Here is a 12,900-nt window from a genome sequence, read left to right on the forward strand (position 1 = left end):
TAATGCCTAGACGTACAGATATAAATAAAATTATGGTGATCGGAAGCGGCCCAATTATTATTGGACAAGCTGCTGAATTTGATTATGCTGGAACCCAAGCCTGTTTGGCCCTTAAGGAAGAAGGATACGAGGTTGTTCTTGTAAACTCAAACCCAGCAACTATCATGACTGATAAGGAAATAGCTGATTCAGTCTATATCGAGCCTATAACTCTTGAATTTGTAAGTCGTATCCTTAGAAAGGAAAGACCAGACGCTATCCTACCAACCCTTGGTGGACAAACTGGTCTTAACATGGCTATGTCTCTTGCTGAAAGTGGTATTTTAGATGAGCTTGGAATCGAACTTTTGGGAACCAAGCTATCAGCTATTGATCAGGCAGAAGATAGGGATTTATTTAAACGATTAATGGAAGACCTTGATCAACCAATCCCAGAAAGTGAAATTGTAAATACAGTTGAGGAGGCCCTAGAATTTGCAGCAGCAATCGGTTATCCAGTTATTGTTCGTCCTGCCTTCACCCTAGGTGGAACTGGTGGTGGTATGTGTGATAATGAAGAAGAGTTGCGTGAAATTGCAGCTAATGGTCTAAAATTATCACCGGCCACTCAATGTTTGATTGAACGATCAATTGCAGGTTTTAAAGAGATTGAATATGAAGTTATGCGGGACGCAGCTGACAATGCAATTGTTGTTTGTAACATGGAAAACTTTGATCCAGTTGGAGTTCATACGGGAGATTCAATCGTTTTTGCACCAAGTCAAACACTTTCTGACATCGAATATCAAATGCTCCGTGATGCAAGTCTTAAGATTATCCGTGCCCTAAAAATCGAGGGAGGGTGTAATGTCCAGCTAGCTCTTGATCCTCACTCATTTAAGTATTATGTAATCGAAGTTAACCCACGTGTTTCTAGGTCATCTGCTCTAGCATCTAAGGCAACAGGTTATCCAATTGCTAAACTTGCTGCAAAAATCGCCGTAGGCTTCACTCTTGATGAGATGATTAACCCGGTTACGGGTACTACTTATGCCATGTTCGAACCAGCTCTTGACTATGTGGTTTCAAAAATTCCACGTTTCCCATTTGATAAATTTGAACAAGGGGACCGTCATCTTGGTACGCAAATGAAGGCAACTGGTGAGGTTATGGCCCTTGGTCGTAATATTGAAGAAAGCCTGCTTAAGGCCATTAGAAGTCTTGAGATTGGTAGCTACCATAATGAAAGTGAAGAAGCGAGTCTAGCTAGTGAAGATGAGCTTTACGAAAAGATTGTTAAGGTTCAAGATGACCGTATCTTCTTCCTATCAGAAGCTATTCGTCGTGGTATTTCAATTGAAGAAATTGCAGAGCTTACCAAAATTGACATCTTCTTCTTAGATAAATTAGCTCACATTATTGAGATTGAAGGAGAGCTTAAAACTCACGTCTTCAATCCAGATCTTTTAAAAGAAGCTAAGAGAAATGGTTTCTCTGACCGTAAGATTGGTGATTTATGGTCAATGACGCCTGAAAAAGTTCGCGAAATGCGTACAAAAAATGGGATTCTGCCAGTCTACAAGATGGTTGATACCTGTGCAGCAGAGTTTGAAAGCCAAACACCTTACTTCTATTCAAGTTATGAATTTGAGCAAGAGTCTCATAAGTCTGACAAGGAAAGTGTTCTTGTTCTTGGTAGTGGTCCAATTAGGATTGGTCAAGGGGTTGAGTTTGACTATGCAACAGTTCATTCAATTAAGGCCATTCAAAAATTAGGTTATGAAGCAATTGTTATGAACTCTAATCCTGAAACTGTATCAACTGACTTTTCAGTATCTGATAAACTTTACTTTGAGCCCCTAACATTTGAGGATGTCATGAATGTTATCGACCTTGAAGAGCCAATTGGAGTTGTAGTTCAGTTTGGTGGTCAAACAGCAATTAATCTGGCGTCAAGCTTAGAAAAAGCTGGTGTTAAAATTCTTGGGACACAGGTTCGTGACTTAGACCGTGCTGAGGACCGTGATGAGTTTGAACGTGCCTTAAAAGATTTAGATATCCCACAACCTCCTGGTGCTACAGCAACCAACGAGGAAGAGGCAGTTGCTACAGCCAACATGATTGGTTATCCAGTTCTTATCCGTCCTTCTTATGTTCTTGGTGGACGTGCTATGGAAATTGTAGCCAATGAAAATGACCTCAGATCTTACATGAGAACGGCCGTTAAGGCAAGTCCTGATCATCCAGTTCTTGTAGATTCATATCTAGTAGGTCAAGAGTGTGAAGTTGATGCTATCTGTGACGGAGAAACAGTTCTAATTCCAGGAATTATGGAGCATATTGAACGAGCTGGGGTCCACTCAGGGGATTCAATGGCTGTTTACCCACCTCAAAGCTTTAGCCAGGAAATTATTGATACGATTGTTGATTATACTAAACGACTTGCAACAGGACTTAACTGTCTTGGAATGATGAACATCCAGTTTGTTATCCACCAGGATAAGGTTTATGTTATTGAGGTAAATCCAAGGGCAAGTAGGACAGTTCCTTTCCTAAGTAAGGTAACTGATATTCCAATGGCCCAAGTAGCAACCCAAGCCATTCTTGGTAAGAAAATCAAGGATATGGGATACGGTGAAGGCCTAGCTCCTGTAAGTGAGCAAGTTCATGTTAAGGCTCCAGTCTTCTCTTTCACTAAGCTCCAAAAGGTTGATACTCTTTTAGGACCTGAAATGAAGTCGACAGGTGAGGTTATGGGAAGTGATGAAACTCTAGCTAAGGCACTTTATAAGGCCTTTGAAGCAAGTAATATTCATCTGCCAGAATTTGGTAGCGTCTTATTTACAGTCGCTGATAGTGATAAGGAAGAAGCTTTAGAACTTGCTAAGCGCTTCTCAGACATTGGTTACAGCATTCTTGCTACTAAGGGGACAGCTAGCTTCTTTGCTCAAAAAGGAATCAATGTTCAAGCCGTTAATAAGATCGGGGAAGCTGACGACGATATTCTTTCACTAATTGCTGGAGGTCATCTGGCTGCAGTGGTGAATACAACAGGAACTGACCGTAATCTTGAAAATGATGATAGCCTCTTCATCCGCCGTGAGGCAGTTGAAAGAGGAGTTCCATTATTTACTGCTTTAGATACAACTGATGCTATCTTAAAAGTTCTTGAAACAAGAGCCTTTAGCATTCATAAAATTTAAGACCAGGATGATACCATTTAATAGCTTGTTTTTGAGCATATTAGATGGTATCACTTGCGATTAGCTTAAATTTGTAAGACAGGTTAGTCATATAATAAAATAAATAGAGAAATAATAATTTGATGGGGGGCAAATGATACTTAAAGAAGATTTAAAAATTGTAGAACAAAAAAAGATTGCTCCAAGAATTTTTGAAATGAAATTAACGGGCCAAATGATTGAGGACATGAAGGTTCCAGGTCAATTCCTTAATATAAGGATACCGGATGCTAGTAAGGTTTTAAGAAGACCAATTTCCATTGCTGAAATTAATCAGGATGAGAAGACTTGCTCAATTATTTATCGAACTGAAGGTGGGGGGACAGCTATTTTGTCTCAGCTTCAAAAGGGCGACACAGTTGATGTTATGGGTCCTTTAGGCAATGGCTTTGACACCAGTTTTTTACAGCAAGGTGACCGAGTTTTGGTAGTTGGTGGTGGAATCGGTGTTCCTCCCCTATACCAACTAGGGCGTGTTCTTAAGGATAAGGGTGTAGATATTACCTTCTTCTTTGGTTATGCCACTAAAGAGGTAATCATTTATGAAGATCTCTTTAGGGAATTGGGTCAACTTGTAATCTCTACAGATGATGGTTCATATGGCCATCATGGTCATGTTGGTCACCTTTTAGAAGGTCTTGATTTCAATCCTCGGGCTGTTTATTCCTGCGGAGCTCCCGGGATGCTTAGGGCTATAAATGAAAAATTTAAGGATCATCCCCATGCTTATATTTCCCTTGAAAGCCGTATGGCTTGTGGAATGGGTGCTTGTTATGCCTGTGTTGTCCATGAAGAGTACAAGAGTATGGAAGCAAGCCTTAAGGTTTGTGATGATGGACCAGTATTTAAAACCGGAAAGGTGGTCTTACAGTGAGCCAGGAAAATCGTTTAAAAATAACCCTACCAGGTCTTGAACTTAAAAATCCAATTATTCCAGCTTCAGGTTGCTTTGGTTTTGGTCAAGAATATGCTAAATATTACGATTTGGACCAGCTTGGATCAATTATGATTAAGGCTACTACCAAGGATGCCCGTTTTGGGAATCCTACTCCCCGTGTTGCCGAAAGTCCTAGTGGTATGCTAAATGCCATTGGACTGCAGAACCCAGGAGTTGATGTTGTAGTTGCTGAAAAATTAACCTGGCTTTCTACCAATTATCCGGAACTTCCAATTATTGCCAATGTTGCAGGATTTTCAAACGAAGAATACGGGATTGTAAGCAGTAAGGTTTCAAAGGCTCCAAACGTAAAGGCCATTGAGCTTAACATATCGTGTCCCAATGTTGACCATGGTGGCAATGGACTTTTAATTGGTCAGGATCCAGAGCTTGCTTACAAGGCGACTAGGGCTGCAGTTGACGCATCAAGTGTCCCTGTCTATGTTAAATTAACTCCAAGTGTCGCTGATATAACAGAAGTTTCAAGGGCAGTGGAAAGTGCCGGAGCATCAGGATTTACCATGATTAATACCTTGGTTGGAACAAGATATGATCTTAAGACCCGCAAGCCTATTATTGCTAATGGTCAAGGAGGGATGAGTGGTCCTGCAATTTTCCCGGTTGCCCTTAAATTAATAAGGCAGGTAGCCATGTCATCAAGCCTTCCAATAATTGGGATGGGCGGGGTGACAAGTGCTTCTGATGTTCTTGAAATGATGATTGCAGGAGCAAGCGCTATAGGTGTCGGAACAGCAAACTTTACTGATCCTTATGCCTGCCCAAATATCATTAAAGATCTACCTGATCTTATGGACATGTACGGAATTGACAATCTACAAAACTTTGTAGATCAAATACAGGAGGAAATTCGTGGAAAATAGACCCGTAATTGCTTTAGATTTTTCAGATGCCAAGGAAGTTTTTAACTTTACCAACCAATTTGACCAGAGGTTATTTGTCAAGGTCGGAATGGAACTTTTCTATAAATACGGTCCACAAATTGTAAAAGATTTGAGCCAGGATCATGATGTTTTCCTAGACCTAAAACTTCATGATATTCCTAATACCGTTAAAAAAGCCATGGCAAATATTGCAGAACTTGATGTTGCCTTGACCAATGTTCATGCAGCAGGTGGCCACAAGATGATGGAAGAAGCCCTTGAAGGACTTAAGGGATCAAGAACCAAGCTTATCGCAGTGACTCAGTTAACATCAACCAGTCAAGAGGATATGCAGAAAGATCAAAATATCCAAACAAGTCTTCTTGAGTCAGTTGTAAATTATGCCAAGGTTACTAACGAGGCAGGTCTTGCAGGAGTGGTATGTTCTGCCCAAGAAGCTTCTGCCATCAAGGAAGCTACAAGAAAGGATTTCATCTGTCTAACACCGGGGATTAGACCTTTAGGGGCTGCAGTTTGGGATCAAAAAAGAATCGTAACACCTGCTCAAGCCAGGAAAATTGGTAGTGACTATATTGTAGTTGGAAGACCAATCACTCAGGCTGAAAATCCTGTTCAGGCCTACCAAGAAATCATGAAAGAGTGGAGCCTTTAAAGAAGGTAAATCACTAGTAAATTAAATAATTATAGATTAGGGAGAAATCATGACAAAATCACAAGACATCGCTAAAGACCTACTTGACATTAAAGCTGTATTTTTATCACCAAAGGCTCCATTTACCTGGGCAAGTGGTATCAAATCACCAATCTATACAGATAACAGGATTACTATTAGTTATCCTGCTGTTCGCCGTCAAATTGCTGAGGCCTTTGCTGAAGAAATTAAGGCTAATTTCCCAGATGTACAAGTAATCGCTGGTGCTGCAACAGGTGGAGTACCTCACGCAGCATGGGTTGCTGAAATTCTTGATTTACCTATGGTTTACATCAGAAGTAAGGCTAAAGACCACGGTGCAGGAAATCAAATCGAAGGCCGTATTGAAAAAGGTCAAAAAATGGTAATCATTGAAGATTTAATCTCAACAGGTGGTTCAGTAATCGGTACAGCTGAGGCTGCTCGCCGTGAGGGAGCTGACGTTTTAGGAGTGGCTGCAATCTTTACTTATGAACTTCCAAGAGGGATTGAAAACTTTAAGAAGGCGGATCTTCCTTTAATAACTCTTTCAAATTATACAGATCTAATTGAGATTGCTAAAGAAACTGGCTATGTAGACCAAGAGGAGCTTGATCTTCTTAAACGCTTCAAAGACAATCAAGAAGATTGGCAGGACTAGATTACTATGACAAAGACAAAATTATTAATAAAAAATGGTCGTCTAGTTGATCCAGCTAGTAAGTTTGATGGACTGGCAGATATCCTAATTGAAAATGGGAAGATTGTTCAAATAGCTGAAAATATCACAGCAGAAGCAGACCTTATTGATGCATCAGGATATGTGGTAGCACCTGGTCTAATTGATGTTCATGTCCACTTCCGTGAGCCGGGACAAACCCATAAGGAAGATATTCATACGGGAGCTTTATCTGCGGCTCGTGGTGGTTTTACAACAGTCGTAATGATGGCAAACACTAATCCTACAATCTCAACTGTTGAAGTTTTATCTGAGGTTCTTGAAAGTGCCAGCAAAGAAGCTATTAATATTGAATCAGTAGCGACAATCACCAAAAATTTTGACGGGGAGCACCTTGTTGACTTTAAGGGACTTTTGGCCGCAGGAGCAGTTGGTTTTTCAGACGATGGGATTCCCCTGGCTAATTCAGCCATGGTTAGACGTGCCATGCAGGAAGCCAAGAAGTTTGATGCTTTGATTAGCCTTCATGAGGAAGATCCAGCTCTTACAGGTATTCTTGGAATTAATGACGGAGAGGTTAGTCATAAGTGTGGCTTTACTGGGGCACCAACAGTTAGTGAATACAGCATGGTAGCGCGTGATGCCATGATTGCTTATGATACTAAAGCTCGTGTTCACTTCCAACACATGTCAGCCAAGGAAAGTGTTGATGTAATTAGATTTGTCAAAGGACTTGGAGCAAATATCAGCTCAGAAGTTACCCCTCAACATTTTTCAATAACTGAGGAAGAAATATTTAGATCAGGGACTAATGCCAAGTTGAACCCTCCTCTAAGAAGGGAAGAGGACCGTCTAGCAGCCATTCGTGGTCTGCAAGATGGAACAATTGATGTTATTGCAACAGACCATGCCCCTCACACCCACGAGGAAAAAGATCAAGAATTAACCAAGGCACCAAGTGGAATGACAGGTCTTGAAACCTCCCTTCAACTTGGTTTGACCCATCTAGTAGATAAGGATTACCTAAGCCTTATGGAATTACTGGAAAAAATGACAATCAATCCTGCCAAACTTTATGATTTTGACAAGGGTTATTTAAGCGTTGGTGGACCAGCAGACTTAGTCATTTTTGATGACCAGAAAAAAGTTCTTATTGAGCAAGATTTTGCTTCTAAGGCGAGCAATACTCCCTTTATCAATCAAGAGCTTACAGGTCAGATTGAATATACAATTTGTAATGGTAAAATCGTATATAAAAAGAATTAAAAAAAGGCATCCTTAGGGATACCTTTTTTTAATTCAGTCTGAAGGCTTATGGTAATAAAGAGTAAGCTATGATAAAATACACTAGCTAGTAGTTTCATCAAATCCTACTATGTTATCTGTGATTAAGGATGAGGAGATGAGTATGATAGGACTTTTAATGTTCATATTTATAATCATAATGTTACTAATGGCTAGTTTAGAACTTTTTTCAAGTTGTTTCATGGTAATAATCAAATGGGTAGTAATTATATTTATTATCTATAGCCTATATAAAGCAGTTAGTGGCTAAAAATCCAACCCGAGGGTTGGATTTTTTTTATTTGGTAAGTTTTGTAAAGAATGAGACATATGAATCAACAATGGCCTGAACATATTTTTTAGTGTCAGGAATAAAGTTGTCATCTTCATCTAATAATTTATCAATGTGACCCAGGTATGCCTCAGGTGATTGTAAAATAGGCATATTTGGGAAAACTAAGGTTTGGCGAAGAGCATGATTGGCACCAAAACCACCAGTTGCACCAGGAGAAGAACTTACGACAAGGGCAGGTTTTCCGTCCCAAACATTGAAACCATAAGGTCTGCTACCTACGTCAATGGCATTTTTAATAGCTGCGCTAAGGCTTCTGTTGTATTCAGGAGTTACAAAAACAATTCCGTCCATTTCTTTGACCTTGTTTCTGAAGGTTGTCCAGCTTTCTGGAGCACGATTCTCATCGTCAAAGTCTTGGTTATACATATCTAGGTCATTGATATCGATAATTTCAACATCAAATCCTTCTGGGAACATGGTTAAAAGATTTTTAGCAATCTTTTTACTGAAAGCAGCCTTTCTTAAGCTACCTACGATAATTCCAATTTTGCTCATAAGATTCCTCCTTAGGATATACAAACTTATATTTGTTTACGTTTACAAGGTAAAATATAGCACTATAAAAATAAAAATTCAATTATTTAGTATTTACTTGTCAACGGACTTTTAACTTATCCTTTAAGTTTTCTTTGTCATTGCTAAGGCTTTTAGCTATAATTAAAATGAGGTGAAAAAGTGGTTAATAAAAAAGAAACAGAGGCTGTGACTTGGATTCATGGTCGAAAAAAATTTGGTTCCAAGCCTGGAACCATTCGAATTGAACATTTGCTGAAGCTTTTGGGAAATCCCGAACGTGATCTGAAGGTAATCCATATTGGTGGAACTAACGGCAAGGGTTCAACAGTAAGCAATCTGAAAAGCTTATTTATGGGACAGGGTCTTAAGGTAGCAACCTTTACCTCTCCCTTTATTGAAGTTTTTAATGAGCGAATTGCCATCAACGGTAATTTTATCTCTGATCAGGATTTGGACCGATTAACAGCTAAGGTAATTCCTTTGATTGAAGAAATGGATAAGGATGAAAGGGTCTCAGGCATTACGGAATTTGAAATCATTACAGCCTTAGCCTTCATGTACTTTAAGGAAAAAAATTGTGACCTGGTCTTACTCGAGGTGGGACTTGGTGGCCTGTATGATTCGACCAATGTCATTAAACCTGAAATTTCAGTAATCACAACCATTGGCCTAGATCATATGGATATTTTAGGAGATACCCTTGAAAAGATAGCTTGGGAAAAGGCTGGAATCATAAAGGATAAGGTTCCCCTAGTAACTGGAAATATCGGTGCTGAAGCCCTTCTAGTCATTGAAGAGATTGCAGGAGAAAGGAAAAGTCCCCACTATAAGTTAGGAAGTGATTATAGGCTTGTTGAGGGACCAAAAGATAGCAGATGGGGTGAAAACTTTTACTTTAGCAATGAAGCCTTGCTTGATGAAGAATTTTATACCCCCCTTCAAGGACGTCATCAAATTGAAAATACAGGACTTGCCCTTGAAGTCTTTTATCTTTACTGCAGGAAGGCATCTTTACCTTTTGATATAGAAGCTGTCAAGAAGTCTCTTTTAGAGGTTAAGTGGCCAGCCCGGATGGAAAAAGTTTCTGACAATCCTCTTATTATTTTAGACGGGGCCCATAATATTCATGCCATAGACCGGTTAGTCGATAATCTTAGCAAGGATTACGCCCATCTGCATAAAAAAATAATTTTTTCAGCCTTGGAAACAAAGGATATCGAGGGAATGCTTACCAGGCTTTCAAACCTAGAAGAAACGGACCTTTACCTGACAACTTTTGACTTTCCAAAGGCCTTAGATCTTTCAAGTGAAGATTATAAGGCCTACAAGCACTTTCCTACTTGGGCCTATGGTCTTGAGCAGCTTAAGGATAATCTTAAGGAGGATGATTTAATTATTATTACAGGATCCCTTTACTTTATTTCTCAAATTAGAGGTGAATTTTTCAAGGAAAACTAGCAGCAGGGCTGTTAAAGGAGGTATTAATGGGAGTTATTTTTCTTTATCTATTACTTGTTATTGTTGCAATTTTAATCATAGGCCTTGGATTTGTAGCTTGGTTTATTTCAGGGGCCATTGTTCAAAAGGACAATAAGTGGTACGCAAAAGTTGGTCATAGCCTAGCTAATCCAGATATTGACCAAAATCAGACTGATCCTTATGCCATTATTGAAAGGAAGCAAAATGAGCGAGCTCAAGTTTTCTGGCAGGACAAGTTAACTGAGAAAATAGTTATTTCAAGTTTTGACAACCTAAAACTTAAGGCCAATCTTTACAAGGTAAATCCAACTTCAAATAAATGGATTATTGGCGTCCACGGTTACCGCTCAACTGGTCAAAGGGATATGCAGCTTGTAGTTGAGCAGCTGTCAAAAAATGGTTATAATTTTTTAATTCCTGATATGAGGGCCCACGGTGAAAGTGAAGGTAAGATTATTACCATGGGGCATAAGGAGTCAATGGACCTGCTTGAATGGATAAACCTTTTGATTGAAAGAGAACCAGAAGCTGAAATTATTCTCTTCGGTGGATCAATGGGTGCAACGACAACCATGCTAGTCACTAACAATAATCTGCCAGTACAGATTAAAGGTGCTGTTGCAGACTGTGGTTACACCTCCCTTGAATTGGAATTTCAAAGTCTATTCAAGCGCGTGTTCAAATTACCCAAGTTTCCAATTGTTAATTTTATGTCTCTTTTCATTAAAAGCTTGGCAGGTTTTTCAATCAAGGATGTTGATGTTACCAGGTCTTTAAAAAACAATGACTTGCCCATTCTTTTTATTCATGGAACAGCGGATAAATTTGTCCCCCATCAAATGGCCTATCAAAATAACGAGGCTACTAGAGGTCCCAAGGAAATTTTCATGGTTGAAAATGCACCCCACCTGTCCTCTTATATCTATGAAGAAAAAAATTATTTTGAGACAGTTAATGAATTTTTAAATAAATATATTTGGGATAAGGAGAAGTAGATGGTTAATGAAAATAAGAGAATAGTAGGTTACCTACTTGTTTTACTGGCAGCTCTTGCCAGCAGTTTAGGTCAGTTAGCTTGGAAGCTGGGTGCTGAAAGTACCAGTGGCCTTCAGGCAACCCTTATGACCGTTTTAGGTTTTGTTCTGGCAGGGGCTGGGATGATTGTTCTAATGGCATCTTTTAGATACGGTGAGGTTTCAATTTTACAACCGATGATGAGTATCGGATTTGCCTTTTCAGTATTCTTTGGCTACTTATTTTTGGGTGAAAGTATTAGCCTAAATAAAATTTTGGGAGTTTTATTTATTGTTGCAGGAGCCTTTACTTTGGCTTATATTCCTAAAAAGGAAAGGGAGATAGGTAAATAATGATGACTTTTCTTAAAATCGCCTTCTGGCTTTTAACGACAACATTTACTGGAAGTATTGGAGCTATTTACCTAAAAAGAGCCATGGATAAAATGCCAGTGCTATCAGTTGATAATATTCTTAGATCAAAGGACTTTTACCTGGGATCCTTCTACTATATTGTAAGTGCTGGTACCAATATCGTTCTTTTCAAGTATCTCGATTATTCCATCGCCTTTCCTTTGACCTCAATCAGCTATATTTGGACCATTATCATTTCCTACTTCATGTTTAAGGAAAAAATCAATGTTCAAAAGGTATTAGCAATAATTTTTATTATCATTGGTGTCTTCTTTCTTGGAAAAGCAGGCTAAATTAAAAGAGCCACGAGGCTCTTTTTTAGTGGTCAAATATTTAAAAGAAAGATCAAACAGATGGCATAGAGGGCTTGAAGAGCGCCACCAAGGAATCCAAAGGCTAAAAATGCTTTTCCATTTTGAATAAATTTCTTAAAGTTGAGGCGGAGGCCAATTGCAGCAAGGGCACTTATCTCGAGCCAACCACTTAGATAATGGGCTGATTGATTAATGCCAGACGGTAAGTTGAAGAAGCTATTAACCAGGCAGACTAGGATAAAGGCAAAAACATACCAGGGAAGAAGTTTTCCCTTCTTAGCTGGTATTTTATCAATTTTATTAATACTATCTTCTTTTAGATAAAATTTCATGAAAATAATAACCACAGGTAGCATCATAATTCTTAATATTTTAAAAAGCATGGCTAGCTTTATCTGGCTATCACCTAAAAAGGCTGCACTGGCTACAACTTGGCCGACTGATTGTAAACTTCCCCCAACCAAAGCCGCCTGCCTAAGGGTATCTTGCGGGAACAAGAGACTTGCAAGTAGGGCCAGAACAAACATCATAACCGTCCCAAGAAGGTTGACCAGGATAATAGCCTGTCCCTTGTCCTCATCGGAAGCTTTAATTGATGGTGCGATTGAGGCTATGGCAGAAGAACCACAAACAGCGGTACCACCAGCTACTAGGAGGGACAACTTTTTATTGATGGAAATTTTTTTTCCTAATGAGACAATGGTCATAATAGTCAGGGTCATAAGAATCACGATGTAGAAGAAACTTTTGAAGCCTAAACTTAGGATACTAGTGACATTTACACTAAAGCCTAAAAGAAGGACAGATACTTCAAGAAATTTACTTTCAGAAAATTTCGTTCCAGGCTCCCATTTCTGTTCTTGAAATTTAGTATTACCTAGTAGAATACCTAAAACTAGAGCAAGACTTGCACTTCCAATTTGCGGTATGAAATTTGCTAGAAGCTTACTAATAAAGGCTAGACAGATGGATAAAAGAATGCCAGGTAAGAGTTGTTTGATGTTTATTTTCATTATTTTATTTTCCTCTCTTTTGGATGCTGACTTTAAAAAAATTAATCGAAAGAAGTCTTATTTATTCTAACATTTTATAAGTATGAAAAGGCTTATTTCTTGA

The 12,900-nt window shown here is 39.0% G+C and carries 12 protein-coding genes; 10 read left to right on the plus strand and 2 right to left on the minus strand.

What is annotated here, in order from left to right:
* The first annotated feature begins 2 nt into the window (after positions 1–2).
* From carB to OZX60_02830, 6 genes are all read left to right on the plus strand, one after another.
* Positions 3–3,182 (plus strand): carbamoyl-phosphate synthase large subunit, encoded by a 3,180-nt coding sequence (carB, locus tag OZX60_02805; GenBank protein ID WEV45676.1) that lies wholly within the window; start codon positions 3–5, stop codon positions 3,180–3,182.
* A gap of 133 nt (positions 3,183–3,315) precedes the next feature.
* Positions 3,316–4,095 carry a dihydroorotate dehydrogenase electron transfer subunit gene (locus OZX60_02810; protein WEV45677.1) on the plus strand — a complete coding sequence of 260 codons (780 nt, stop codon included), beginning with the start codon at positions 3,316–3,318 and terminating at the stop codon, positions 4,093–4,095.
* A complete protein-coding gene (locus OZX60_02815) occupies positions 4,092–5,039 on the plus strand; it encodes a dihydroorotate dehydrogenase (GenBank protein WEV45678.1) in 948 nt (315 codons plus the stop codon). Before OZX60_02810 ends, OZX60_02815 begins: the two co-directional genes overlap by 4 nt.
* Positions 5,029–5,712, plus strand: a complete 684-nt coding sequence (gene pyrF, locus OZX60_02820; protein ID WEV45679.1) for an orotidine-5'-phosphate decarboxylase — start codon at positions 5,029–5,031, stop codon at positions 5,710–5,712. The genes OZX60_02815 and pyrF overlap by 11 nt, the downstream gene beginning before the upstream one ends.
* Positions 5,713–5,761: 49 nt before the next feature.
* Positions 5,762–6,391: an orotate phosphoribosyltransferase gene (pyrE, locus tag OZX60_02825; protein WEV45680.1), complete on the plus strand. Its 630-nt coding sequence runs from the start codon at positions 5,762–5,764 to the stop codon at positions 6,389–6,391.
* A gap of 6 nt (positions 6,392–6,397) precedes the next feature.
* Entirely contained in the window at positions 6,398–7,675 is a 1,278-nt protein-coding gene (locus tag OZX60_02830; protein WEV45681.1) for a dihydroorotase, read from the plus strand.
* 316 nt (positions 7,676–7,991) lie between these two features.
* On the opposite strand, the gene OZX60_02835 is transcribed toward OZX60_02830, so the two are convergent.
* Positions 7,992–8,543, minus strand: coding sequence for an NAD(P)H-dependent oxidoreductase (locus OZX60_02835; GenBank protein WEV45682.1), 552 nt, complete (start codon positions 8,541–8,543; stop codon positions 7,992–7,994).
* A gap of 180 nt (positions 8,544–8,723) precedes the next feature.
* Between OZX60_02835 and OZX60_02840 the strand changes: the two genes are divergently transcribed.
* From OZX60_02840 to OZX60_02855, 4 genes are read left to right on the plus strand one after another with little or no spacing between them, the layout of a single operon-like run.
* A complete protein-coding gene (locus tag OZX60_02840; protein ID WEV45683.1) occupies positions 8,724–10,022 on the plus strand; it encodes a bifunctional folylpolyglutamate synthase/dihydrofolate synthase in 1,299 nt (432 codons plus the stop codon).
* Positions 10,023–10,048: 26 nt separating this feature from the next.
* Positions 10,049–11,038 (plus strand): alpha/beta hydrolase, encoded by a 990-nt coding sequence (locus tag OZX60_02845; protein WEV45684.1) that lies wholly within the window; start codon positions 10,049–10,051, stop codon positions 11,036–11,038.
* Positions 11,039–11,410: an EamA family transporter gene (locus tag OZX60_02850; GenBank protein WEV45685.1), complete on the plus strand. Its 372-nt coding sequence runs from the start codon at positions 11,039–11,041 to the stop codon at positions 11,408–11,410. It abuts the gene before it with no gap.
* Positions 11,410–11,763, plus strand: coding sequence for an EamA family transporter (locus tag OZX60_02855; GenBank protein ID WEV45686.1), 354 nt, complete (start codon positions 11,410–11,412; stop codon positions 11,761–11,763). The genes OZX60_02850 and OZX60_02855 overlap by 1 nt, the downstream gene beginning before the upstream one ends.
* A gap of 32 nt (positions 11,764–11,795) precedes the next feature.
* On the opposite strand, the gene OZX60_02860 is transcribed toward OZX60_02855, so the two are convergent.
* Positions 11,796–12,797 (minus strand): putative sulfate exporter family transporter, encoded by a 1,002-nt coding sequence (locus OZX60_02860; GenBank protein WEV45687.1) that lies wholly within the window; start codon positions 12,795–12,797, stop codon positions 11,796–11,798.
* Positions 12,798–12,900: the final 103 nt, after the last annotated feature.

The organism is Streptococcaceae bacterium ESL0687 (assembly GCA_029392475.1).
Taxonomy (GTDB): domain Bacteria; phylum Bacillota; class Bacilli; order Lactobacillales; family Streptococcaceae; genus Floricoccus.